The sequence below is a fragment of the Salegentibacter haimaensis genome (assembly GCF_054121495.1).
Map to the genome: position 1 here is coordinate 48,027 of NZ_JBSYGH010000002.1, position 24,643 is coordinate 72,669.

Annotated in this window: 19 protein-coding genes and 2 tRNA genes; 12 read left to right on the plus strand and 9 right to left on the minus strand. The window is 42.5% G+C overall.

The window, feature by feature from the left end; genetic code table 11:
* Positions 1-791: 791 nt before the first annotated feature.
* From ACW6QP_RS03525 to ACW6QP_RS03550, 6 genes are all read left to right on the plus strand, one after another.
* Complete coding sequence (locus ACW6QP_RS03525; RefSeq protein WP_457909464.1) at positions 792-4,055, plus strand: S41 family peptidase; 3,264 nt, start codon at positions 792-794, stop codon at positions 4,053-4,055.
* A gap of 60 nt (positions 4,056-4,115) precedes the next feature.
* A complete protein-coding gene (locus ACW6QP_RS03530; RefSeq protein ID WP_457909465.1) occupies positions 4,116-5,510 on the plus strand; it encodes an amidohydrolase family protein in 1,395 nt (464 codons plus the stop codon).
* Positions 5,511-5,609: 99 nt separating this feature from the next.
* Positions 5,610-7,442 carry an ABC transporter ATP-binding protein gene (locus ACW6QP_RS03535; protein WP_457909466.1) on the plus strand — a complete coding sequence of 611 codons (1,833 nt, stop codon included), beginning with the start codon at positions 5,610-5,612 and terminating at the stop codon, positions 7,440-7,442.
* A gap of 219 nt (positions 7,443-7,661) precedes the next feature.
* The gene (gene mutS, locus ACW6QP_RS03540) at positions 7,662-10,250 is read left to right on the plus strand and encodes a DNA mismatch repair protein MutS (RefSeq protein ID WP_457909646.1); all 2,589 of its coding nucleotides are present in this window, start codon (positions 7,662-7,664) and stop codon (positions 10,248-10,250) included.
* 179 nt (positions 10,251-10,429) lie between these two features.
* Positions 10,430-10,502 (plus strand) — tRNA-Gly (locus ACW6QP_RS03545).
* Between the two features lie 335 nt (positions 10,503-10,837).
* Positions 10,838-10,926, plus strand: a tRNA-Leu gene (locus ACW6QP_RS03550).
* 74 nt (positions 10,927-11,000) lie between these two features.
* On the opposite strand, the gene ACW6QP_RS03555 is transcribed toward ACW6QP_RS03550, so the two are convergent.
* Complete coding sequence (locus tag ACW6QP_RS03555) at positions 11,001-11,213, minus strand: DUF1059 domain-containing protein (RefSeq protein WP_457909467.1); 213 nt, start codon at positions 11,211-11,213, stop codon at positions 11,001-11,003.
* A 117-nt stretch (positions 11,214-11,330) separates the two neighbouring features.
* A complete protein-coding gene (locus ACW6QP_RS03560) occupies positions 11,331-11,744 on the minus strand; it encodes a YkvA family protein (protein WP_457909468.1) in 414 nt (137 codons plus the stop codon).
* A 149-nt stretch (positions 11,745-11,893) separates the two neighbouring features.
* Between ACW6QP_RS03560 and ACW6QP_RS03565 the strand changes: the two genes are divergently transcribed.
* Positions 11,894-12,427 carry an HD domain-containing protein gene (locus ACW6QP_RS03565; RefSeq protein WP_457909469.1) on the plus strand — a complete coding sequence of 178 codons (534 nt, stop codon included), beginning with the start codon at positions 11,894-11,896 and terminating at the stop codon, positions 12,425-12,427.
* A 193-nt stretch (positions 12,428-12,620) separates the two neighbouring features.
* Entirely contained in the window at positions 12,621-13,700 is a 1,080-nt protein-coding gene (locus ACW6QP_RS03570; protein ID WP_457909470.1) for a leishmanolysin-related zinc metalloendopeptidase, read from the plus strand.
* Between the two features lie 72 nt (positions 13,701-13,772).
* Here ACW6QP_RS03570 and ACW6QP_RS03575 read toward each other — a convergent pair whose 3' ends face one another.
* The gene (locus ACW6QP_RS03575) at positions 13,773-13,943 is read right to left on the minus strand and encodes a DUF1059 domain-containing protein (RefSeq protein ID WP_457909471.1); all 171 of its coding nucleotides are present in this window, start codon (positions 13,941-13,943) and stop codon (positions 13,773-13,775) included.
* 88 nt (positions 13,944-14,031) lie between these two features.
* Positions 14,032-14,601, minus strand: a complete 570-nt coding sequence (locus ACW6QP_RS03580; RefSeq protein WP_457909472.1) for a DUF4256 domain-containing protein — start codon at positions 14,599-14,601, stop codon at positions 14,032-14,034.
* Between the two features lie 81 nt (positions 14,602-14,682).
* On the opposite strand from ACW6QP_RS03580, the gene ACW6QP_RS03585 reads away from it, so the two are divergent.
* The gene (locus ACW6QP_RS03585) at positions 14,683-16,065 is read left to right on the plus strand and encodes an amidohydrolase family protein (RefSeq protein WP_457909473.1); all 1,383 of its coding nucleotides are present in this window, start codon (positions 14,683-14,685) and stop codon (positions 16,063-16,065) included.
* Positions 16,066-16,161: 96 nt separating this feature from the next.
* Here the strand turns inward: ACW6QP_RS03585 and ACW6QP_RS03590 are convergent, their stop codons facing one another.
* Entirely contained in the window at positions 16,162-18,642 is a 2,481-nt protein-coding gene (locus tag ACW6QP_RS03590) for a DUF5916 domain-containing protein (RefSeq protein ID WP_457909474.1), read from the minus strand.
* A 320-nt stretch (positions 18,643-18,962) separates the two neighbouring features.
* Here ACW6QP_RS03590 and ACW6QP_RS03595 point away from each other — a divergent pair, with 320 nt between their 5' ends.
* Positions 18,963-20,366: a glycosyltransferase gene (locus tag ACW6QP_RS03595; RefSeq protein WP_457909475.1), complete on the plus strand. Its 1,404-nt coding sequence runs from the start codon at positions 18,963-18,965 to the stop codon at positions 20,364-20,366.
* Between the two features lie 865 nt (positions 20,367-21,231).
* On the opposite strand, the gene ACW6QP_RS03600 is transcribed toward ACW6QP_RS03595, so the two are convergent.
* Complete coding sequence (locus tag ACW6QP_RS03600) at positions 21,232-22,125, minus strand: DUF808 domain-containing protein (protein ID WP_457909476.1); 894 nt, start codon at positions 22,123-22,125, stop codon at positions 21,232-21,234.
* Positions 22,126-22,328: 203 nt separating this feature from the next.
* On the opposite strand from ACW6QP_RS03600, the gene ACW6QP_RS03605 reads away from it, so the two are divergent.
* On the plus strand, positions 22,329-22,784 hold the full coding sequence (locus ACW6QP_RS03605) for a pyridoxamine 5'-phosphate oxidase family protein (protein WP_457909477.1): 456 nt from the start codon (positions 22,329-22,331) through the stop codon (positions 22,782-22,784).
* Positions 22,785-22,808: 24 nt separating this feature from the next.
* Here the strand turns inward: ACW6QP_RS03605 and ACW6QP_RS03610 are convergent, their stop codons facing one another.
* Positions 22,809-23,333: a GNAT family N-acetyltransferase gene (locus ACW6QP_RS03610; protein ID WP_457909478.1), complete on the minus strand. Its 525-nt coding sequence runs from the start codon at positions 23,331-23,333 to the stop codon at positions 22,809-22,811.
* Between the two features lie 270 nt (positions 23,334-23,603).
* Between ACW6QP_RS03610 and ACW6QP_RS03615 the strand changes: the two genes are divergently transcribed.
* Positions 23,604-23,822, plus strand: a complete 219-nt coding sequence (locus ACW6QP_RS03615; protein WP_457909479.1) for a hypothetical protein — start codon at positions 23,604-23,606, stop codon at positions 23,820-23,822.
* A gap of 255 nt (positions 23,823-24,077) precedes the next feature.
* Here the strand turns inward: ACW6QP_RS03615 and ACW6QP_RS03620 are convergent, their stop codons facing one another.
* Both ACW6QP_RS03620 and ACW6QP_RS03625 read right to left on the minus strand, forming a co-directional pair.
* Entirely contained in the window at positions 24,078-24,359 is a 282-nt protein-coding gene (locus ACW6QP_RS03620) for a type II toxin-antitoxin system RelE/ParE family toxin (protein ID WP_457909480.1), read from the minus strand.
* A complete protein-coding gene (locus ACW6QP_RS03625; RefSeq protein WP_457909481.1) occupies positions 24,346-24,597 on the minus strand; it encodes a ribbon-helix-helix domain-containing protein in 252 nt (83 codons plus the stop codon). Before ACW6QP_RS03625 ends, ACW6QP_RS03620 begins: the two co-directional genes overlap by 14 nt.
* Between the last annotated feature and the right edge of the window lie 46 nt (positions 24,598-24,643).

The window sequence follows — 24,643 nt, forward strand, 5'->3', positions numbered from 1 at the left end:
GTCTAGTATGGCCAGGGGGTTTGCCTCTGGTTTTGGTGTTTCAGTCTTTCAGCCTGTTTTTGTTGAGGTCTGGGTCATGGGCGTTGCCACTGGTTTTGGTATCTCAGGCCTTCAGCCTGCTGTGTAGCCCTGGAGGTCTGGTATGGCCAGGGCTGTTGCCGCTGGTTTTGGTGTCTCAGGCCTTCAGCCTGCTTTTCTAGGGTTTTGTGTCAGGGGCGTTGCCCCAGGTTTTGGTATCTCAGGCTTTCAGCCTGCTGTGTAGTCCTGGAGGTCTAGTATGGCCAGGGGGTTTGCCTCTGGTTTTGGTGTTTCAGTCTTTCAGCCTGTTTTTGTTGAGGTCTGGGTCAGGAGACGTTGCCCCTGGTTTTGGTATCTCAGGCTTTCAGCCTGCTGTGTAGCACGGGGAGGAGTTGTATGGGCAGGGACGTTGCCTCTGGTGTTGATGGCTCAGGCTTTCAGTCTGCCTTTCTTGATTTTTGTGTCATGGGCGTTGCCCCTGGTTTTGGTATCTCAGGCCTTCAGCCTGCCTTTCTTGAGTTTTGTGTCAGGGGTAAGCGATACCATTCTCAGGCCTTGGAATTTCTAAAACGATTGGAGCCTGAATAAGCCGGAGCGGAGCTCCGGTCTATAGCTACACGAGATACCCCCAGCCTGAAGGGCTGGAAGACCTGTTTTGTGTTCGCCCTTTTTAAAAATATCTAAACTTATAGGTAGTAATATCGCTTAAGGTAATCTAATTCCCTGGTTAGCAATTTAGTTTTATATTAGTGAAAGAATAATATTCCAAACCTATGACTTACAAAACTACCTCCCTGTTATTTTTATTCTTTTTCTCTTGTTCTCTATTTGCCCAGAATATAAATACCGAAGATACGCGCCTGCTTTCCAAACCGGCGATAAGCGATTCTCAAATTGCTTTTATTTATGCTGAAGATCTTTGGGTAGCGAATAAAGATGGCTCTAATCCTAATCGGCTTACCGTAGATGAAGGGGTTGAATCCAATCCTGTTTTCTCTCCCGATGGAAGCCTGATCGCATTTAATGCTGAATATGATGGCAATACCGATGTGTACGTGGTTTCTGCCAGGGGCGGGGTGCCCGAGCGGCTTAGCTGGCATCCCGGGAATGACCAGGTGCGCGGTTTTACCCCCGATGGTTCGGCCGTTCTTTTTGTTTCACAGCGCAGTGTTTTTACCGGAAGATTCGCCAAACTCTATGAGGTTCCTGTGAAGGGCGGCCAGGTAAAGGAATTAGAAATCCCAAATGCCTTTTGGGCCGATTATTCCGATGACGGAAAATACATTGCCTATACTCCGTTATACGAGGCTTTTAATCAGTGGAAATATTATCGCGGGGGAACGACCTCCCGAATTTGGGTTTATGATACCGAAGATCATTCTGTAACCGAAATTCCCAAACCTGCAGGAGGAAGCAACGATACCAGGCTACAATGGTTAGGAGATAAAATTTACTTCAGAAGTGACAGAAATGGGGAATTCAATTTGTACAGTTATGATATAAATTCCAAAGAAATCACTCAGCATACCAATTTTGAAGATTTTCCTGTTTTAGATCTTTCCGCAGGAAAAGATGAAATCATTTTTGAGCAGGCAGGATACCTTCATACTTTCAATCCAAAGGATAATTCTATCACCAAACTAAAAGTTGGGATTGCGACCGATCTTCTTGAACTGCGCCCAAGATTTGTTAAAGGGGATCAATATATACGCAGTGCATCAATTTCTCCCACCGGGGCAAGAGTAGTGATGGATTTTAGAGGGGAAATAGTTACTGTACCCGGGGAAAAGGGAGATGTGATGAATATTACAGCCACCCCCGGGGTGCACGAGAAAAATCCGGTGTGGTCTCCCAACGGGAAATTCATCGCTTATTTTAGTGATGAGAGCGGGGAATATGCCGTTCATATTCAGGATCAAAGCGAACAGGGAAAGGCCCGAAAATTCAAACTTGAAGGGGCCGGTTTTTATGCCCATCCAAGCTGGTCTCCAGACAGCAAAAAGTTAAGTTTTGTAGACAACGGACGAAACCTTTATGTGCTGAATACAGATTCTGGAAAAGTCACTAAGGTAGCCCAGGATGAGCGCTATATTCCAGGGACTTTTCGGGATCTTTTTGGGAGCTGGTCTCACGATAGCAATTGGATAAGCTATACGGTCGTTACCGGAACCAGTTTTGAACAGGCCTGGGTGTATTCGCTTTCGGAAAATAGATCTTACCCAATTTCAGATGGATTCTCCAGTGTCTCCAGCCCGGTTTTCGACCCCAGCGGAAAGTATCTTTATATGCTGGCTTCTACAGATGCAGGGCCGGTAGTGAACTGGTTTGATCAATCCAACCAGGATATGGAAATGAGCAGTACCATCTACCTGGTGACTTTACAAAAAGAGGTGGAATCTCCTTTTGCCAGAGAGAATGACGTTGAAAAAATAGAGCAGGCCGAGAAGGAAGATGAAAAGAAGAAAAAGGCTGAAGAGGAAAACAAGGAAGTGAAAGTTCCTGATTTGAAAATTGATTTTGACGGAATTGAAAACAGGATTGTAGATGTGCCACTTCCGGCAGGCAAATATGCTTCCTTAAGCTCTCCCAAAGAAGGAAATCTTTATTATCTGGCCTATCCGCCTCACGAGGAGAATAAGGCTACATTAAATATGTATGATCTTAAGGAAAGAGAAAATAAGGAAATAACGCCGGCCACCACTTATGAAATCTCGGCCAATGGCAAAATGCTGCTTTATAAGGCAGAAGATAAATGGGGGATCGCCGAGATCGAAAAAATAGCTGAAAAACGAACGCTGAATACAGGCGATATTCAGGTGAAAATTGATCCCGTAAAAGAGTGGCCAAACATTTTTGATGAGGCCTGGAGAGTTAACCGGGATTATTTCTATGACCCGGGGATGCACGGGGTAGACTGGGATGCGATGAAAGAAAAATATGAGCCTTTTATAGATGATGTGGCTTCCCGAAGCGACCTCTACCGCGTGATGGAATGGATGTTTAGCGAACTGGGAGTTGGGCATCACCGGTTTTCAGGCAGAGGTGACAAATTGCATTCCAGGGAAGATGTAAAAGGCGGCCTGCTGGGAGCCGATTATAGTATAGAAAACGACCGGTATAGATTCAAAAAGATCTATGGCGGACTTAACTGGAATCCTAATTTGCGATCACCGCTTACCGAACCCGGCGTAGAAGTAAAAGAGGGTGATTACCTGCTGGCAGTAAATGGTGAGGAAGTAACAGCTGGGGATAATATCTATAAATTCTTCGAAAATACTGCGGGCAAAATCGTAATGCTCACAGTGGGGCCTAATCCCAATATGAGAAATTCAAGAAAGGTTAAGATTACCCCGGTAGAGAATGAAATGGCTTTAAGAAATCGCGACTGGGTAGAAGGCAATATTAAAAAGGTTCACGAGGCTACCAATGGCCGGGTAGCCTATGTTTACGTGCCCAATACTGCCACAGCAGGGCACGAGTATTTTAAGCGCTACTTCTTCCCGCAAGCCGATAAGCAGGCGATTATTGTAGATGAACGCTTTAATGGTGGCGGGCAGCTGGCCGATTATGTTATCGATATCCTGAGAAAACCCGAACAGGCCCATTGGAGGTTTCGCTACGGAAAAGACCTGAAATCGCCAAGTGCTTCCATCCAGGGGCCAAAGGTGATGATTACCGATGAAACCGCCGGTTCGGGAGGAGATTATTTGCCCTGGATGTTCAGAAAATTTGAGCTGGGCACCATCGTAGGAAAAACTACCTGGGGCGGCCTGGTTGGGGTTTTGGGCTATCCGGAATTTATCGATGGCGGTTCGGTTACCGCGCCTAACGTTGCCTTTTATACTGAAGAAGGTTTCCGGGTGGAAAATGAAGGAGTAGCACCCGATGTTGAAGTAGAACAATGGCCTGAAGAGGTTATTGAGGGTAGAGATCCTCAGTTGGAAAAAGCCATAGAGATTGTGCTGAAACAGTTGGAGGAGAATCCGCCGGGTGAAGTGCCATCACCCGAATATCCTAAAAAAGGGAATAAGCGATAAATTTGATCAACTTGATTTTAAATAAACCTGTTGGAATCAGGTGGAAAAAACTACTTAAAAATGAATAAAATCATCAGTTTACTTCTTTTAACAATCACCCTGTTTTCTCGTGACGAGAAGGAGATAAAAAATTACGACCTGGTAATTTATAACGCTAAAATTCTGGATTTAGAAAGCGAGAGCTTCAGTGAAGGCCAGATGATTTTTATTTCTGAAGGTGAAATCCTGGAAGTACGTAAGGCTGATGAGAAGGAAGATTTTGTCGCAGAAAACACTATAGATGCCGATGGGAAATTTGTGATGCCGGGTCTTTGGGATAACCACGTGCATTTTAGGGGTGGTGATTCTTTAATTGAAGAGAATCGGGATTTATTGCCTCTTTTTTTAGCCTACGGAATCACCACGGTACGTGACGCCGGCGGTGATATTACCCCCAGTGTGTTAGAATGGAAAAAACAAATTTCCGAAGGAACATTGGATGGACCCAGGATTTTTAGTTCTGGGCCTAAACTGGATGGCGACCAACCCGCCTGGCCCGGATCTATAAAGGTTACCAATGAAGCTGAAATCAATGCTGCCCTGGACTCCCTGGAAAGTCTGGGAGTAGATTACGTGAAGACCTACGACGGAAATCTTTCCGCAGAAAATTATTACAAGATCATCGAAGAAACCGAAAAACGAGGCCTGAAAGTTACCGGCCATATGCCCATGAGCGCCGATTTTATGAAAGCCATCTCACTTGGTTTAGACGGGGCAGAGCATATGTATTATCCGTTAAAAGCCTGTTCCCCGGTAGCCGACAGTCTCACCGATCTCAACCTGGGTTATAGAATGGTGGAGACCCTGGTGGATACCTACGACCCAGAACAAGCTGAAGAGGTTTTTAAAAAAATGGCTGCCGAAAATGTGTATGTAACCCCAACACTCTATATCGGGAAAACCCTGGCTGAAATCCTTGAGGTCGACCACCAGCAGGATTCCCTCTTAAATTATATTGGCCCCGGAATTCAACAAACCTACCAGGGGAGGGTGGAAGGTGCAAAACGGGCAAAGGCATCGGGTAGTAAGATGCGCGGGAAAATGGAGGAGATTAGTAACAGGATGATCAAACCAATGCAGGAGGCCGGAGTAAAACTCCTGGCGGGATCAGATTGTGGTCCTTTTAATTCTTATGTTTATCCCGGGGAGTCTTTACACGACGAATTAAAAGCTCTCGGCGAAGCCGGACTAAGCAATGCGGAAGCCATAAAAACTTCCATAGTAAACGGTCCCGAGTTTATGGAAGCTACCAATCAATATGGAGAAATAACTTCAGGATATAAAGCCGATATTCTCATTTTAGACAGGAATCCTTTAGAAGATCTTGAAAATCTTAAAAAAATACATTCAGTAGTAAAAAGCGGGAAGGTTTATGATAAAAAGAATTTGGAAAATATGCTGAAGGACTTGCTTTGATTCATTGTAATTCTTCAAAGTTTTAAAGGCCCAAAGGAAGGCTTGCGTCAATTTCTAAAAATTCAAATTTAGGCCTTAACTTGCCAATAAAAATTTGCCTTGCCAAGACCTAAACAATCCCTGGAACCCAATAAGATAAATTTCAGAATGAGCTTTGCCTCGCTGAAATTCGTGCCCCGGTTTTTTAAAGAAATCAGGCAGGTGAATCCTGTGTTATTCTATGCCAATATCGGTGCGCGTTTACTCAATGCCGTCCTACCGGTGTTGATGTTGTGGTTGGGAAAACTTATAATCGATGAGGTGGTGCTTCAAATCGCTGCAGAAACCAAAGACCTGGACCGCTTATGGTTGCTGGTGGCTACCGAGTTTGCTCTGGCCATAATTTCCGATCTCTTGAGCCGCGGAATTAACCTGAGCGATGCCTTGCTGGGCGATCAATACTCCATCAACACCTCGGTGAGGATCATCAAAAAAACTTCAGAATTAAATCTTGATCAGCTGGAAGATGCCGAATTTTATGATAAACTCGAACGAGCCCGCCAGCAAACCACCGGGCGGGTAGGCCTTATGTCGAATATTCTTACCCAGGCCGAAGATTTAGTGGTGATCTTTTCCCTGTTGGCGGGGGTAGTGGCGTTTGAGCCCTGGCTAATTTTGTTGCTGGTAGTGTCGGTAATTCCAACTATTATCAACGAAATAAAATTTAGCGGCACCAGTTATTCGCTGGCCCGCAGCTGGACCCAGGAACGCCGCGAACTGGATTATCTGCGTTATGCCGGCGCCAGCGATGTCACGGCCAAAGAAGTGAAACTTTTCGGGCTTTCAGATTACCTGGCCAATAGATTTAAAGGCCTGTCTGATAAATATTATGAGCAAAGTAAAAAACTGGCCAAACAGCGGGCCGGTTGGGGGTCATTGTTTAATATGATAGGCACAGCGGCTTATTATTCGGCCTATATTCTTATAGTTTTTAGAACGGTGGCCGGCATTTTTAGCCTGGGGGATCTAACCTTTTTGTCGGGCTCGTTCAACAGGCTACGTTCCAAACTTCAGGGTTTTTTCACGCGATTTACCGCTATTACCGAAAGTGCCTTATACCTTCAGGATTATTTTGAGTTTTTAGACCTTACCTATGCTGAAAAAAATGCAGCTGAAAAATTACCCCTTCCGAAGAAAATAAAAAAAGGCTTCGAGTTTAAAAATGTAGGCTTTAAATACCCCAAATCTGAAGCCTGGGTGGTGCGCCACATCAATTTTGAATTAAAAGCCGGCGAAAAACTCGCCTTTGTAGGCGAGAACGGTGCCGGGAAAACCACCCTTATCAAATTGTTATTGCGGTTCTATGAACCTACCGAAGGGGAGATTCTGCTGGATGGTATCCCGGTAAAGGAATATGATCAAACCCAATATCAGCAATATTTTGGGGTGATCTTCCAGGATTTTGTAAAGTTTGAATTAAGCCTGAAGGAAAATATCGCGATGGGTGAGATCGAAGAAATCGAAAACCAGCCGCGAATCGATTCTGCCGCCGAAAAAAGTCTGGCCAATGAGGTGGTGGCTGCGCTCCCCAAAGGTTATGAGCAACAACTCGGGAAACGTTTTAAGCAGGGCAAGGACCTTTCGGGTGGGCAGTGGCAAAAGATCGCCATTGCCCGCGCTTATATGAAAGATGCCGAAGTGCTTATTCTGGACGAACCCACTTCGGCCCTCGATGCCCGGGCAGAAACCGAGGCTTTTCAAAGATTTATTCAGCTTACCGAGGGCAAAACAGCCGTGATTATTTCCCATAGGTTTTCAACCGTTCGAATTGCAGACAGGATTATGGTGCTAAAGGATGGCACGGTGCTTGAGATTGGCACCCACGATGAGTTAATGCAAAATGACAAGCTTTATGCAGAATTATTCAGGCTTCAGGCGGCGGGGTATAGGTGATCTGTTAGGGGCGGGGCTTTCCCCGAGGGCTTCAAAAACTCGACTGCTCCCAGCCTGAAGGGCTGGAAGACCATGCAGGTCTATTGAAAAACGAGTTATTGCCGAATTTCACAACTTCTACCCGATATTTTTCGCATAAAATGCTTTATTAATTATTTTAGCAGCTAGCAAAAAATCTAAGCAGTGTCGGAAAAAAAATCCCCGAAGGTGACCCCTTTAATGAAGCAGTATAATGCCATCAAGGCAAAGTATCCCGATGCCTTGTTGCTATTTCGCGTGGGAGATTTTTACGAAACCTTTGGAGAAGATGCAGTGAAAACTGCACGCATTCTCAATATCGTATGCACCAACCGAAATAACGGCAGCGAGCGCACCGAGCTGGCGGGATTTCCGCATCATTCGCTGAATACCTATTTGCCAAAACTGGTCAAAGCCGGGGAGCGGGTAGCGATTTGCGATCAGTTGGAAGATCCTAAAATGACCAAAACCATCGTAAAACGTGGGGTGACCGAGCTGGTAACACCCGGGGTAGCGATGAGCGATGAGGTGCTGCAGAGCAAATCGAATAATTTTTTATGCGCGGTTCACTTCGGAAAAAAACAGCTTGGGGTTTCGTTTCTCGATGTCTCCACCGGCGAATTTCTTACTGCCCAGGGCAGTAGCGAATACATAGATAAGTTGCTTCAGAATTTTAATCCCAGCGAACTTTTAATTCAGAAGAAATTTAAAAAAGATTTTACGGCGGCTTTCGGGGAAGATTATCATTGTTTTTACCTGGAAGATTGGGTGTTTAAATATGATTTTTCTGAAGAAAGCCTGAATGAGCATTTTGGCACGAAATCGCTAAAAGGTTTTGGAATTGAACATTTGGAAGAAGGCATTATCGCCTCGGGAGCGGTGTTGCATTACCTGGCCGAGACCCGGCACGATAAACTTCAGCATATAAATGCCATCACCCGAATTGCCGAGGAAGAATATGTGTGGATGGATCGCTTTACGATTCGGAATTTAGAATTATACCATTCTACTGCCGCCAATGCGGTGACGCTGCTCGATGTGATCGATAAGACAATTTCACCAATGGGTGGCAGGCTTTTAAAACGCTGGCTTGCACTCCCGCTAAAGAATCCTGAAAAAATCAAAAATCGGCATCAGGTGGTATCCTTTTTTCTGAAAAATCCATCCGATTTAGAGCAAATTCAACAACATATTAAGCAAATCAGCGATTTGGAGCGGCTTATTTCGAAAGTGGCCACCACTAAGGTGAGTCCCCGGGAGGTGGTGCAACTCAAACATTCGCTGGATGCAGTGGTGCCTATAAAAAAGTTGGCCCTGGAAGCCGAAAATGAAGCTATAAAAGTGATTGGTGACCGGCTAAATGAATGCAGTCTGCTTCGGGAAAAAATAGGACAGAGCCTGCACGAGGAGGCCCCGGTGAATATTCAGAAGGGAAATTGTATCAAAGAAGGTTTTTCAGAAGAACTGGACGAATTGCGAAAAATCGCATTTTCAGGGAAAGATTACCTGGATAGTATGCTTAAACGTGAGACTCAGGCCACAGGAATCACTTCGCTGAAAATTGGGAATAATAATGTATACGGATATTATATCGAGGTGCGCAATACGCATAAAGATAAGGTGCCGGAAGAATGGATTCGCAAACAAACCCTGGTGAATGCCGAGCGCTATATTACCGAGGAATTAAAGGAATATGAGGCGAAAATTTTGGGGGCAGAGGAAAAGATTCTTCAGCTGGAGCAGGAGATTTTTTCAAAACTGGTATTGTGGATGGGTGAATATATTCAGCAGGTACAGCAAAACGCCCAGCTTATAGCACAAATCGATGTTTTGGGGTCTTTTGCCCAGCAAGCCAAACTCGAAAACTATTGCGAGCCGGAAATTCTGGATTCCTATGAGCTGGATATCGAGGAAGGTCGGCACCCGGTGATTGAAAAACAACTTCCGGTGGGGGAAAGCTATGTGACCAATAATTTGCACCTCGATAGAGAAACCCAGCAGGTGATTATGATCACCGGCCCTAATATGAGTGGTAAATCGGCTATTTTACGGCAAACCGCTCTTATCGTGCTTATGGCTCAAATGGGAAGTTTTGTGCCGGCAAAATCGGCTGAAATCGGGCTGGTGGATAAAATTTTTACCCGGGTTGGCGCCAGCGATAATATTTCGATGGGCGAGTCTACTTTTATGGTAGAGATGAACGAAACCGCCAGTATTTTGAACAATATTTCAGATCGCAGCCTGGTGCTCTTAGATGAAATTGGTCGGGGTACCAGTACTTACGATGGGATTTCGATTGCCTGGGCGATAAGCGAATACCTGCACGAGCACCCGGCACGACCAAAAACCCTGTTTGCCACGCATTATCACGAACTTAATGAGATGTGCGAGACTTTTGAGCGGATTAGGAATTTCAACGTATCGGTGAAGGAACTCAAGGATAAGGTTTTGTTTCTACGGAAACTGGTTCCCGGTGGGAGTGAACATAGCTTTGGGATTCACGTGGCCAGGATGGCGGGAATGCCCCAGCAGGTATTGCACAGGGCGAATAAGATTCTGAAAAAACTCGAAAAATCTCACTCGATGGAAGACTCGGGCGAAATTCTGAAGAAATCGGCAGAGGAGGAAATGCAGCTTAGTTTTTTCAATTTAGACGATCCGCTTTTAGAAGAATTGAAAAATGAGGTTTTACAAATCGACATAGATACCCTCACGCCCGTTGAGGCATTGATGAAGCTAAACGAAATAAAACGAATGCTGATTCGAAAAGGCGAAAAGCTTAAGGCATAAGCTGTTAGAGACTCACGGGGAAAGAGGAAAAAGAATAGCCTAAAACAGTAGCCAAATACAGCGAATTAGCGTCTCATTTTTTTCTGAAAAACCTTTGACATATTAAGATTTATATTAAATTTGCATCCGCAATAGCGATTGCAGTCACGCCCAGGCGTGGCACGTTCTAAAGAAAATACGCGAAAATAGCTCAGTTGGTAGAGCGCCACCTTGCCAAGGTGGAGGTCGCGGGTTCGAATCCCGTTTTTCGCTCTGGAAGATCGAAAACTCTCAGGAGGTAGCTGTTTCCCCCGAAGCATCGGGGCCGTTTTTCGCTCTGGAAGATCGAAAACCCTCAGGAGGTCGCGGGTTTCCCCGAAGCATCGGGGCCGTTTTTCGCTCTGGAATATAAAAAATAAACCCCGGTTTGTCGGGGTTTTATTTTTCGCTCGGATGTTAGAGACGGGTGAGTTCTTATAATATTGAAATTATTGTACGCTCGGATGGTGGTCCCGATAGCTATCGGGAGGTAGACACGTTGAACTCCTTCTTTTTAAAGAGGATTTTAAGTGTTAGTTCTGAGATTGAAAATGTATTGAAAAGTCTACGCTCGGATGGTGGAATTGGTAGACACGTTGGACTTAAAATCCAATGACCAGCAACGGTCGTGCGGGTTCAAGTCCCGCTCCGAGTACCAGAAACCCTTGTTAATCTATTGATTTTCAAGGGTTTTTTATTTTATAAATTTGACACTTGTAATAAACTTGTGTATTACCCGTAATTTACCCCCGAACTTTCTTCAGAGCCTGTTGCTTTCTCGTCACGAATAAGTCGGCGCATATCGGTGAGGAGTTGGCGGTTGATGTTCATTCTATGACGGGTTTCAGAATGATTTGCAGCTAACTTCAGCACCTCCTCTTCAGTAGTTCCTCTAATAATTTGGCTGCAATCGAAGCCGGCATCTCTGCAGTGATAAATTTTCATGATTCAGGATTTATTTTAAAAGTAAGCCCAAAGCACTTTAAAAAAATCCCAAAGCAGTTAATTTTATGAATACTTTCTCTTGGTTTCCTATAATTTTCTAAAAACCTTGCAATCCCTCTAATCGTTTACCACGATATCATTTTGAGAATCGTATTTCCACTCGCGGTATTTTTTGAGATCCTGTCGTACGTATTTCAGCAAGGCAGCGAAAACCGCAGCATCGTCCAGGTAACCTATAACGGGCAGAAAATCGGGGATGAGGTCTATGGGGGAGAGTACATATAACAGGGCGCCGCCAATAGAAGAGATCACCAGCCAGGGCACATCCTTGTAATTTCCCCGGTACCAATCCTTAAGCAGCGAAAACAAATCGGTGAAATCCCGATAGTATTCATTCAGGGTATCAATATTGATAAACTTGGAAATCAACTTGCTTTCTTTCTGAAAGAGTTCCTTTAAATTCTCTTTGGAAAATTTTTTCTGAGCTTTCTTCAGTTCTTTTTTTGCCTGTTCTTTTGAAATTCTTGCCATAGCTGAGTTTAAAATCAGGTTAAAAATAATAAGACAGCTGCGGAATATTAAATGTCTCCCGCATTAATAACAGAATTTTGGGAAAATACGAGTCTGTCTTATAGTATGGCAACATTCTCCTGTAAAATCTTTACCTTCAAAAGAAAAACATGGAAAAACAGGCTTTGGAATTTGCCCGCAAGGCGCACGGTAATCAGCAGCGAAAATATTCCGAAGAACTTTATATCGAACATCCTATACGGGTAGCTGAATTAGTAAAAACCGTAGATCATACGCCAGAAATGATTTGTGCCGCCTACCTTCACGATGTAGTAGAAGATACCGGGGTTTCCCTGCAGGATATCGAACGCAGGTTTGGTTTAAAAATAGCCGGACTTGTAGAGGAACTGACCGATGAATACGAGAAAAAGAACTATTCGTATTTAAACCGAAGGCAGCGAAAAGGATTGGAAGTAGAGCGGCAGGCCAGGATGAGCCTGGAGGCTAAGACTATCAAACTGGCCGATGTGATCGATAATACCCGGGATATCGTAAAAAATGATCCCGGATTTGCGAGGAAATATCTCGTCGAGATGGAAGCGCTTATCGGCGCTATTAGGGAAGGAGATTTGCGGTTGCTTCAACTAGCCTGTTATGAGGTGCAAAAGGGAAAAATCCATTTAGGACTTAGGTCAACAAATTAGGAATATGAAATTGAAAATTCAAAAGTGAAGCCTATAAAAGATGTTTAATGATTAATGGCAATAAAAGTTATTAATACAATAAAAAGACTTAATTTTTAACAAAAGTTCAATTAATATCTTCCTTATATTGCTGAAATCTAAATAAGCCATTAATACCTGCTTTTTTTATTAATCATTAATTTATAGGATTTTTATGAAAACTAATTACTCCCGGGTTTTCCCCGGCTCGCCAAAATTTGGCACAAAACCCACACAACTTTCCAAATCTTTATCAGGCTTTAAAAGTCTGGCTTTAGGAGCTCTGGTCACTTCAGGTTTGCTATTTTCCTGTTCTGGAGAGGTTGAAAATATTCAGGAAGAACCTGTCTCACAGTTTAGCGAAAAGAACTTTACTCTGGTTCCAAATCCATTAGAACCGCAAGAAATTTTGGTGAATAAAACCTCTGAAACCAGCCTAAAAAAGGCTGAAACCGATAGAGGAAGGTATAATATAAGCCTGCGTTACCTGGTGAATCTTAATGAAAGACAATTGCAGGTATTCCAATCGGCAGCTGCCCGTTGGGAGCGAATTATCATAAAAGATGTGCCCTCCATTACCGGTACAATTCCTTCAGCCTTTAACGGAGTTCCTCCTATAGAAGGCACAATAGACGATATAGTCATAGAAGTAGTGGTGGCTCCCATAGATGGCCCCGGGGGTATCCTGGGACAGGCCGGGCCAAGATTTGTGAGAGTTCCCGGGGGTCTTCCTATTAGTGGGGTGATGTATTTTGATGAAGCCGATTTGGATTTCCTGGATGAATTAGATCTGTTTGAAGATGTTATCGTTCACGAAATGGGTCACGTATTGGGAGTAGGTACTTTATGGAATTTCCAGGAGCGCATTTTAAGAGAAGGTCCAGCCAGCAATCCATACTTTAATGGAAAAACCGCAAATGTGCATTGGCAGGCTGAAGGAGGTACAGATCTACTGCCTGTAGAAAACCAGGGAGGTGCAGGTACCGCCCTTTCTCACTGGAGAGAATCCATTTTAAGAAACGAGCTTATGACCGGCTATTTAAATCTTGGGGTGAACCCATTAAGCCGTATCACCGCTGGTTCTATGCGTGATCTGGGATATGGTACTGCTGTGGTAGGCGAGCGTTATGAACTGTCCAAAGGCACTCCCGGGGTAGAAGGTGAGTCAGCCAAAGCCCAGGAGCATAATGAGGCGCTCCACATTGCTGCGAAAGAAATCTTATTGGAACCTGTGGGATATGTGATCGAAGAATAAAATCAAATTCTTAATTTCCATAATTTTAAAAAACCTGACTAATAATGGTCAGGTTTTTTTATGCTTATTTTTTTATTCCTCCCGAATAAGCCCCCTGATATTTCTTGACATTTCAGGATTAGCTTCCAGGCCGTGAACTTCTTTGGCGTGGCGGGTAGCAGCATTTATTACTTCTTCCTCGGTTTCCCCGCGAACCACCTGTTCGCAATCAAAACCAGCATCCCGGCAGTGAATGGTTTTCATAATCGATAATTGATTTAGTGGGAGGTAGGCTAAAGATAGCCCGGGCTATTTGAATAATTTATTCAGGACGAAAATTGAGGTGTTTCCCTCAGATTTTTAAGACCAATCTAAAGCCCCGGGATGCGTAGTAGGAATCTGCACCATTATGGTATACGAATACCGTGTCGTAACGGCGATCGCAAAATAAAGCCCCGCCCAGGCTGCGGATTTTTTCCGGGCTTTTAATCCAGCTTGAAGTTTTGGTGTCGAATTCGCCTGATTCCTGTAATTTCCTGTATTGAGTTTCATCCATTAATTCGGCTCCAATTTCTTCCGCCAGGTCCATAACCGAATTTTTCGGCGGAAATTTTTTCCTGGCTTCCAGGGCTTTGCGATCGTAGCATAAACTTCGCCGGCCCTTGGGGCTTTCGGCAGCGCAATCAAAGAAGATGAATTCCCCTGAATTTTCATCCTTTCCCACCACGTCGGGCTCGCCGCCGGTTTCTTCCATAGCGAATAGTACCTGTAGCTTCTCACCGGAAGCAGGCTTGTTCAATCTTTTTGAAACCTCAACCCAGCTTATGTCGGGATGTCTTTCCGGATATTTTTCAAAGCGCTGCTTAAGATTTTGCAGGAAAGTCTGCTTTTCTTCAACTGAAAGGGATTTTGTTTTTTCCATATTTCTGAATTTTTTTGAACCCTATAATCGTCTAAAAATAAGTAAATTGGTATGGATTTATTAATTTAAAGCCTTCGTGTGATGCAAAAACTTCTAAAATTTATTGTCGTTCTTCCTGTTCTATTGATCAATATTTCTTCAATAACCGCACAGGAATCAAAGGCTGCTTCCGGGCTTTATGTTATCACAAATGTAAATTTGGTGCCTATGCATATAGAGCAAATACTGGAAGATTATAGCATAATTGTGGAGAATGGACTAATTACTGAAATGGGTCCTTCCGAAGAGCTGCAAATTCCTGAAAATGTTGAAGAAATTGATGGCAGGGGTAAATATTTAATTCCGGGACTCACTGAGATGCACGGGCATATTCCGGCTGAAGATCGCCCTCAATATGTTGAAAATGTGCTACAGCTCTATATTGCTAATGGGGTGACAAGAGTTCGCAATATGCTGGGGAATGCCTATCATCTCAAGGTGCGTGAACAGGTGAAAAATCAGGAACTTTTGGGTCCGGAAATCTATGCAGCAGGGCCATTTTTTAATAAGGAAATTGCGCCTAATCCGGAGGCGGCAGAACGGGAAGTGCGCCGGCAAAAAAATGCCGGTTTCGACCTGCTTAAAATGGGCAGTATCGATAAGGAAAGCTATCTCCAAATGGCAAAAACTGCCAGGGAAGTAGATATTCCTTTTGCAGGTCATATTCCAGAGGAAGTTGGGCTGGTAACCGCCCTGGAAGTCGGCCAAAAATCTATAGATCATTATGACCGTTATGTAGAATTTCTGCTGCCTGAAGATATCGATATTACCGGAAAGAGTAGAGGTTTCTTTGGAAGTGGACTCATAGATATTATTGATCGCGAGCGAATCCCGCTGGCTATTCGAAAAACAATTGAAGCCGGCACCTGGAATGTTCCTACCTTAAGTTTAGTAGAAAACCTGGCTTCTCCAAAAGCTGCTGAAGATATGATTAAACGTCCCGAGATGAAATATATGCCAGATGATGTGCTCCAGGGATGGGTAAAGTTTAAGAATGAATACATTAAAAGAGACGATTTTCAGCCCGAAGCCACCAGAGCCCTGGTTGAGTTACGGCGGGAATTAACCAAAAAACTTCACGACTCGGGAGCGCAAATCGCTTTGGGAAGTGATGCCCCACAATTTTTTAACGTCCCGGGATTTTCCCTGCACCGGGAAATGCAAATGATGGTGGAGGCAGGTTTGAGCCCATACGAAGTGTTGGTGACCGCTACCAGAAATCCTGCGTTTTATTTTAATAGCCAGGAAGAATCGGGCAGCATAGAACCCGGCAAACGCGCCGATCTGGTTTTGCTAAACGCTAATCCGTTGGAAGATATTTCTAACACTATGGAAATTGAAGCTGTATTTTTGAAAGGCAAATACTTTAGCCGGCAAGCCCTGGATGAGATATTAAAAGAAGTGGAGGCCAGTGCTAAGAATTAAAGTTTTTCTATTTATGGGCATTGAAATTATGTCGCAGAATAAATTGAATTAACTTTTGGTACTAAGCTGTGGAATCTCAGTTAACTCGCAATACTTCTAATTCAGAAATGAAAGGGAACCAGGCTTCCCCCGTTTATTAATTGCCATATTTGATTTTTCCTCAGTTTTTGGGGCAATCCAGTTTTTTATGCGATTATAATCGAGGAAGTAAGTGAGCCGCATTGAAAGGCTGTTGAGCTGGGGTTCGTTAAAAAGATCCTGAAAATTTCTGGTTAAATTGATCCTGGACTCCCCATGAAAGTTTTCTATGGCATTTCTGTACAATAAACTAAGCTGACTTCCGGGAGCGAACCACCAGGAAAATCTAAGGTCGAGATTCCAGCTGTTGAAAGTGGTATCGTGCTGGCCGGTATAGTTGGTTTCAGTAGAAAGTTCCCCGTCGTTAAGAAGCTTAAAGAATCGGTCGTATTCTACTTCAGAATAATAATGCCTGAAAGCCAGGTTCAGAGCGGTTTTATTGTTAAAAATGTAGCGACCCTCCAGAGAATTGATCACGGTGTTTCTATCTCTTTTTCCGAAGATAATGTCATTATTGCTAAAATTCACAAAACCTTCTTCCTTATCGCTCAAAATTAAATTGGTGCCGAGATTTAATGTGAGTTTATCTGAAACCCGGTACCTGGGAGCAAAATCCAGAATAAGCCTCCCGCGACCTCTTTCATCAAATTTATACCAGTCGGCAACTACATTAATTCCAAGTTTTTTGCGATTATCGGTTCCAAACCACAACCAGCTATCGTAATAGGTGGGAATATTAAAATGTCTTCCCTCTACCCGGGGCTCATAAATATCCTGGGTGCCAAAAGGTGTAATTTCAAAACCTCCTCCGAAATTAAAGAAATTCGTGCTGGTAAAACTTGAATTAAAATTAAAGACCGCATTAGAATACAGGTCGGGTTGCAGTCGACGTTCGTGAACCAGAATGAAATTTAAAAACATATTGTTGAGAAAGCCTTTGGGTTGTAAAAGGCGATACCCATAGTAGCCGAAATAATTGATATAATTAGTAGGACCGGTGAATCCGAGATCGTCGATGTCATAATCTTTAGTTCTCAAATTCATATTGGCTTCCAGCCTGTGTTTTCCACTTATTTTCGCTATACCTGCTTGCCCTTCATAACCAGATTTAAGTTCTTCTTCCTTCACCCAGCTTCCCTCGGCACTAAGGTTATAATTAAAAGTGTTTTTCTTATTGGTGATGCTGGTATAAAGTCCCGTGACATTGGCATCCCTAAAATTGCCTTCCCTTAGGGTATTTGTGTTGACCAGCGAGATAGAGGAATTATCGTCAAAGCGCTGATCAAGTACAAAAATGTTATAATTGCTGAAGGGTTCTACGAGTTCCCGGCGTTCTTCCCCTGTTTGAGTATTTTTTATCTCAGCGTATGTTTTTTCAGTGATGCCATTAAAAATTCCAATTCCCAATCCTTTATCGGTTCTTCCTGAAATTTTAAAGGCATTTATAAGGTCTACCGAAGCAGGAAAAGAGGTGATTTCTTCGTTGTCATTTAGCTGAGGCCGTCCCGAAGGTGTACCACCAACCCTTCTTGAATAGAATAGATCTCCCTTGTTGAAGAGTTCGGTACCTTCAGTAAAAAACGGACGTTGTTCATTGTATTGTATCTCGAAAGCCGAAAGGTTGAGCACGGTTTCATCAAAACGGGCCTGGCCAAAATCGGGGATAAGTACCATATCTAGCGTAAAGGCATTATTGATCCCGTATTTAAGATCCATTCCTCCATTAAAATTTAATTCAGTATTCCCGTCGTAATTATCCAGATAGGTTGAAACATAAGGTTGAAAGGAAAGCCGGGTTGGAGTCTCTATGTTTTCGATGCCGTGAATTTCACCATCATAAATAGAAAAGGCACCTTTGGTATTATCTACCGGGCTCCAGGAGTAGCGGGTTCGCGTACGGCGAAATTCGCGTTCCATATTCAGACCCCATTCCTGGATCTCTTTCTTAGGAAACCTAAGTTCAGAATAAGGAATAAAGATCTCGGCGGCCCAGCCCGTATCGTTTATTTTTACTTCACTATACCAAACGCCATTCCAGGAGGAATCTTCCATCCCATTGGTCATTTTTGCATCATATTGCACCCCGGCGGCGGTTACGATAAATTGCAGACTTTGTTGGCGGTCATTATAGCCATTCAATAGAATAAAGAAAAAATCATCATTTCCAATATTATCCCTTTCGGTGAGTTCTTTCAGGATCTTTTCGGGTTCAGGGTCCAGCATTTGAGCTCCGAAATAAATCCCGAGATCATCATACACAATTTTAACCCGGGTATCAAGACTATCTGCTGCGGGTGCTCCATTAACGGGCATTCGTTCTACGAAATTGGTCGCTATGGGAGCATTGGCCCAGGCCTCGTCATCTAAAGAGCCATCTATTTTAGGAGCTTCTGTAGTTCTGTGAATGTGAATTTTCTTTCTCGGAATACTGTCATACTCCTGGGCAAAGCTAGTAAAGTTCGCTGCCAGGAAAAATAGCAGAACAGAAAATAATTTCATGGATGGGTTTTCCTTAAAGACAAGGAGAGTTTTGAATTGTTGCAATGTAGGCTGGAGTTATAATAATTGAATTTGAGAGGTAAGCTTTAAAATGAATTCTGGTTTACAGAGATTCTTACAAGAACATATTTAAAACAAGCAGTTAAAATTAGGGTTTTCTCAGCTGAAGACCTGAGATATTCTCAATAATGTAGAAATATTGCACAAAAATTTTAAAGCATTCTAAGGGAAAACCCTCAAAATCAAATCTTTTTTGAAATGGTATATAGATTGCTATTCAGGTTTGAGCTGCGAGTTAAGGCAGTTAAAAACATTTCAGAATGACTCAAAAAAATAAATTTAGAATTCAGTCCAATTCAATATCCGTGAATTCATCTCAGCCTAATTTCTCTAATAACAAAAAATCCAGAGATCTTTCTGGAATAATAGTTCGGGCCAGTAGCCTGGCGCTGCTATTCGGTGCAGCTTACCTGGTATTTGTGCTTCAAACCGGATTTAACCGATACAGCTTCGACGGCCTGGATTCAACCTGGGGAATAGCTTTCCTGGCAATTACAGGTTCTCTGTTGTTGTTTAGAGCCGGATTCTTTTTCTATAATCTTTACCTGTATTGGCGGTACAAACCTATAGCTTCGGTTAGTGACGAACATTTACCTACCTGTACGGTGATCGTGCCGGCATATAATGAAGGAAAACAGGTTTGGGCAACCCTTATGAGCCTTGCTAAAAGTGATTATCCGGCTCATAAATTGGAATTACTTGCCATCGATGATGGCAGTAAGGATGATACCTGGCAGTGGATGCAAAAGGCAAAGCGCGAACTGGGAGACCGGGTAAGCATTTACCAGCAACCTCAAAACAAAGGAAAACGCCACGCTCTTTACCGCGGATTCCACATGGGAATCGGTGAGGTGTTTGTCACCGTAGATAGTGATTCTGAAGTTACCTCAGAAACTCTTCGCAATTTGGTGAGTCCGTTTGTGGTGAATGAGAATTGTGGTGCCGTTGCAGGAAACATACGCGTGCTCAATAATGGAAAAAAGGCTATGCTTCCTAAAATGCTGGATGTAAGCTTTGTACTTAGTTTTGAATTTGTGCGTTCTGCAGAAAGCAGTCTGGAATCGGTGCTTTGCACTCCGGGAGCACTTGCGGCCTATAGACGGAAAGCTGTTTTTGGCTGTCTTGAAGAATGGATCAACCAGACCTTTATGGGACAGGCATCCGATATCGGCGAAGACAGGGCAATGACCAATATGATTCTAAAACAAGGCTATCACGTGCTTTTTCAAAGAAACGCTTTTGCCTATACCAACGTGCCGGAAAAATACACCGGACTTTACAAGATGTTCATTCGTTGGGGGAGAAGCAATGTTAGAGAGAATATTTCGATGGCAAAATATGTTTTTACAGATTTCAGGGAAGGGAGCAAGGCAGGGCCGAGGCTGCTATTTATAAACCAAATCCTAAAGCTTCTTTTAAGCTACCCTACCATTTTGATGATGCTATTCTTCATCTCTATGGATCCCGTGTTATTTATTAGTTCAACCTTATTTAGTATCCTTATTTGGTCCAGCTTTCCGGTATTTTTCTATGCCAAGAAGTATGATCTCTCCCAATCATTCTGGGCATATTCCTATAGTATTTTATATACTTTCGGATTGTTTTGGATCACTCCCTACGCCATAGCAACTGCAAGCAGAAGGGGATGGCTAACGAGAGGATAGGATTCTCAAGTTTCGGGTTGCGGGTTGCGAGAAAGCGGGTTTTAACTTGAGTCATTTGCAGCTACGATGACCTTGAACCTTGAATTTTAAACCCCAAACCCCGCAACCCGCAACTTGATTGAAGATTTCTAACCTTTAATTTCGTACTTCTAACTTTCTTATGCCTTGAATTGCCCCGGCAACAGGAAACATACAACGGGCAACAAGATCACACCTTGAAACTTGAATCTTTCCAGTTCTCTGTTGTGGGTTCTCTGTTTTCGGTTTTTTTAAAAAGTTGCCACGAATACACAAATATTATTCAGTTATGGGTTCTCAGTTTTAGACCTTGAATCTTGAATCTTGAACCTTGAATCTTTCCAGTTCTCTGTTGTGGGTTCTCTGTTTTCGGTTTTTTTAAGAGTTGCGACGAAGGCACAAATATTATTCAGTTATGGGTTCTCAGTTTTAGACCTTGAATCTTGAATCTTGAACCTTGAATTTTTCCAGTTCTCTGTTGTGGGTTCTCTGTTTTTCGTTGTTTTTTTCAAAGAAATTGGGACACCTCGACTAATGATGGACAGGGAGCCAGCTTTCTAACAAATTTTGCGTGCTTTGCGTAAAATAGTTGTGATAACTCTCAAGTCTTAAATTAGACGTTAGTCGTGCGTAACTATACCTTAGCGAGCTAAGATAAAGGGGTATTTTAAACCGTTGAACCTTGAACCCGAACCTTGAATTTCCCGGTTAATAGCCTAAAATCTATAGGCAATTAATTTTTTTAAATTCCCGGTAAGCCGAAATGCTAAAGGATAATCGAATTCAAAAATTACTGCTTACTTCTAATTTCGTACCTCTAATTTTTCGTAACCCTGAACGTTAAACGTTAAACTTTAAATCCAGAACTTTTAAAAACTTTCTTCCATAATTTCAAACCTGCTGAAATTATGGCCAGAGTGGCAAAGCCTACAACCAACCCAATTAAAAATTCGTAGAGAATTCCCGGAATACTCTCTAAAAGCCCGTGCATAAAGTCGAGGTTATGTACAAAAATACCTCCTGAAACCAGCAGCAGGGCTATGGTACCAATAAAACTTAGACTTTTGATCACCCAGGGAAGGGCGTTAACCAAAAATCTTCCAATTTTATCTGAAAAACTGTTTTCTTCCTGGTTTAAATCGATCAATTTGAGTCCGTAATCATCCATTCTAACGATGAGCGCCACGATACCATACACCCCTACGGTAGCAATTAGCGCAATTATGCTCACTACCAAAATCTGGTTCAGCAGAGCTTCACCTTCAACCGCCCCCAGGGCAATAATGATAATTTCTATAGACAGGATAAAATCGGTTAATATTGCCGATTTGATCTTATCCTTTTCCCGTGCCAGCACCTCCTCTTTTGAAGGTTTTTCAAGATCATTTACCTGCTGTTTTTTTGGATGCGGAAAAAAATACTCATAAATCTTTTCGGCTCCTTCGTAGGCCAGGTAGAGCCCGCCAATTATAAGGATTACCTTAATAGCAATGGGGAAAAAGGCACTTAGCAGAAATGCCACGGGCAAAATAATGAGCTTATTTAAAAAAGACCCTTTTGTAATAGCCCATAACACCGGGAGTTCCCTGGCCGATACAAAACCGGATGCCTTTTCAGCATTTACCGCGAGGTCATCGCCCAACAGTCCGGCTGTCTTTTTTCCTGCTACCTTAGACATTACTGCCACATCATCCATCAAAGTCGCGATGTCATCGAGCAATCCAAATAATCCTGAAGCCATATCTGCTATTTTTTATCGAAAGATATAGAGTTTTATTAAAATTAGATTAAAAAGTTTTGTGAAGAGAATCATATAGTTGGGAGTGATTTTCATTCAACTTAATTGGAAAAATTAGGTTCCTGATGTTTGTCATTTTCTAAATGCGAATGGAGTTTTAATTTTCAACATATTCTGAAAAATTTGTTTCACCCGATTTCCACCTTATGGCAACGCATTCCCTTAACACTAAAGAAAGTCTTCACCTGCTTTCTGAAAATTATATAGGCCGGCTTGGTTACCTTTCCAAAGGCAGGCCCGAGATTATTCCTATAACCTATTATTTTGATTCTGAACATAAGGCGATCGTCAGTTATTCCGGACCCGGAAACAAAATTGATGCAATGCGAAAAAACCCTGTGGTATCCTGTCAGATAGACGAGATTACCGATCTAGAACATTGGAAATCGGTGCTTTTATTTGGAAATTTCGAGGAATTAAAAGGAATCGATGCGAAATATATGCTGAGACAATTTTCAGACGGAGTGAAAAACCTGCTAAAATCGAAAGTAAAACCTACCCCCGATTTCATTCAGGAGTTTTCCAGCAAAATTGAAAGCCAGGGTACCCCTATTGTCTACCGTATAAAAATTAAAGAAATTGTTGGCAGGCAAAGACCTTGATAAATGTTTTGGAAAGTTCTCAGGTTACAGCTCTTTCAACATCACATAATTCGGATTGGAATGCTGCTTGCTTATTTTAAAGTCATAACGGCCTATAGGTGTAAACTTGCTTTTTTGGTAAAAGCGAAGGCCTTTTTCGTTTTCAGTCCAAACAAATAGCCAGAGACCTTTCTGCTTATGCAGTTTTGCAATTTCAATGTTATGCTCTAAAAGTCGTTCCCCTAATCCCAGACCGTAAAAATCCTTCAGCAAGTAAATTCTTTCAAATTTCGCAATTGGCTCAAGACGGCTAAATGCATTAGCTTCATTTATGATGAGCTTTGAGTAGCCCGTAAGTTTATCGTCTACGTAAACTTTATTAAAGAAAATCCTGGAGTCCTGCAGGTCCCGACTTAATTTTTCCAGGCTGAAATTAAGATCTATATACTGCTGTATATGTTTTTCTTCAGCGCTATGGCCGTGAGATTCAATAAATGTATTTCGGCTAAGTTGTGCCAGGCTTTCTACTTCAGCCAAGCCAATAGGCTGTATTTTTACTTCCATTTTCATTTTCTGCAAATAAAGCAAAACTTTCAGTGACTTTTATATGCTTTATTCCGCAGGAAAATGATGAGAAGCAGGGAATAGGAGAGGGCTTTTGTTTTCGGATAAAAATTATTTCTACAGAAAAAATAAGCTTTTATTAAGTTTCTTTCACAATACTTTGAGGCTTTTAATTTTTCGCCTCTGTCCTGGAAATGTATCTTTAATTCTGAAAAATACTTTTACAATAACAAGTGAATGCTTGTTATTTAAAGACCACAAAAACAATTATAAGCTATGAATAAGTTCACGAGAAAAACTAAAAAATGGGGTAAACGCGCCCTGGCCTTTAAAGTAGGAAAATATGCCCTTAGAAAAGGCGGAATTGTAGGGGTGGGAGTAGGCGCCGCTGCCGGAGCAGCTTACCTTGCCTATAAATTTGCTAAAGATTGTCGCAAAAAAAACAAGCCCCTTAATGAAATCACCACCGATAAAAACGAGCAAATCGTAGTGTGATTGAAGATATAGGATAAAATTCAGAGGTTAGAAGTTAGGTCGGGAAGGTCTAATTTCTGACCTCTGTTTGATTTTCGGTTCTGGGTACCCAGGTCTGGCGGTTTTCAGAAGTCTGTTCCTGCTAGTAAGCTCCAAAAAGTAACCTTGAACCTTAAATCCTGAATTTTAAATTTTTCTACCGAAAACTCACAACCCCCAAAAGACAACCCCCAACTTTAGAACTTACAATTTTTTTTAAACTTTCGTTTTACTTTGTTAAAGTCGAAAATCCTGTCTCCCTATAATGCGAATAATTTCGACTACGCCTTCTTCTATGCGATAATAAATGCTGTCTACCCCAAAGACACAGCGACGATAGTCCTGATGTAAATAATCGATTTTCTGAAACATAAAGGGATTTGTTGCAATCTTATCAAATTGATCAAATATGGCGTTGAAATAATCGTCGGCTTGTTGTTCGCCGAAGTTTAACACCCCATAGTGGTGTATTCTGATTAAATCTATTCTTGCCAGCTCACTTAGCCTATAGCTTCCCACTTTTTCGCAGTTCGGTTTTGGACTGTTTTAGAATTTCTTCTTTGGTTAAATTTGTAAAGCCACTCTGCTCGCCCTCTATCAGCTTCTCACGCAGCCAACCTGCACTTTCCTCTTTTTCCCTGGCTCTTCTAATAAGGTGATTTATCAGCTCACTCTTACTGCTAAATTCTTCGCTTTCTACCTGCTTTTTCAACCAATTGTCATTAGGTGATGTTATAGAGATACTCTGCCTTTTCATAGAAATATGTTTGGTGTAAAAATACACCAAATTCGAACCATATTCA

Excerpts from the sequence above, each read along its gene's own strand:
- ACW6QP_RS03525 (WP_457909464.1), top strand. The coding sequence starts at position 792 with ATGACTTACAAAACTACCTCCCTGTTATTTTTATTCTTTTTCTCTTGT.
- ACW6QP_RS03530 (WP_457909465.1), top strand. The coding sequence starts at position 4,116 with ATGAATAAAATCATCAGTTTACTTCTTTTAACAATCACCCTGTTTTCT.
- mutS (WP_457909646.1), top strand. The coding sequence starts at position 7,662 with ATGAAGCAGTATAATGCCATCAAGGCAAAGTATCCCGATGCCTTGTTG.
- ACW6QP_RS03555 (WP_457909467.1), bottom strand. The coding sequence starts at position 11,213 with ATGAAAATTTATCACTGCAGAGATGCCGGCTTCGATTGCAGCCAAATT.
- ACW6QP_RS03560 (WP_457909468.1), bottom strand. The coding sequence starts at position 11,744 with ATGGCAAGAATTTCAAAAGAACAGGCAAAAAAAGAACTGAAGAAAGCT.
- ACW6QP_RS03565 (WP_457909469.1), top strand. The coding sequence starts at position 11,894 with ATGGAAAAACAGGCTTTGGAATTTGCCCGCAAGGCGCACGGTAATCAG.
- ACW6QP_RS03570 (WP_457909470.1), top strand. The coding sequence starts at position 12,621 with ATGAAAACTAATTACTCCCGGGTTTTCCCCGGCTCGCCAAAATTTGGC.
- ACW6QP_RS03575 (WP_457909471.1), bottom strand. The coding sequence starts at position 13,943 with ATGAAAACCATTCACTGCCGGGATGCTGGTTTTGATTGCGAACAGGTG.
- ACW6QP_RS03580 (WP_457909472.1), bottom strand. The coding sequence starts at position 14,601 with ATGGAAAAAACAAAATCCCTTTCAGTTGAAGAAAAGCAGACTTTCCTG.
- ACW6QP_RS03585 (WP_457909473.1), top strand. The coding sequence starts at position 14,683 with ATGCAAAAACTTCTAAAATTTATTGTCGTTCTTCCTGTTCTATTGATC.
- ACW6QP_RS03590 (WP_457909474.1), bottom strand. The coding sequence starts at position 18,642 with ATGAAATTATTTTCTGTTCTGCTATTTTTCCTGGCAGCGAACTTTACT.
- ACW6QP_RS03595 (WP_457909475.1), top strand. The coding sequence starts at position 18,963 with ATGACTCAAAAAAATAAATTTAGAATTCAGTCCAATTCAATATCCGTG.
- ACW6QP_RS03600 (WP_457909476.1), bottom strand. The coding sequence starts at position 22,125 with ATGGCTTCAGGATTATTTGGATTGCTCGATGACATCGCGACTTTGATG.
- ACW6QP_RS03605 (WP_457909477.1), top strand. The coding sequence starts at position 22,329 with ATGGCAACGCATTCCCTTAACACTAAAGAAAGTCTTCACCTGCTTTCT.
- ACW6QP_RS03610 (WP_457909478.1), bottom strand. The coding sequence starts at position 23,333 with ATGAAAATGGAAGTAAAAATACAGCCTATTGGCTTGGCTGAAGTAGAA.
- ACW6QP_RS03615 (WP_457909479.1), top strand. The coding sequence starts at position 23,604 with ATGAATAAGTTCACGAGAAAAACTAAAAAATGGGGTAAACGCGCCCTG.
- ACW6QP_RS03625 (WP_457909481.1), bottom strand. The coding sequence starts at position 24,597 with ATGAAAAGGCAGAGTATCTCTATAACATCACCTAATGACAATTGGTTG.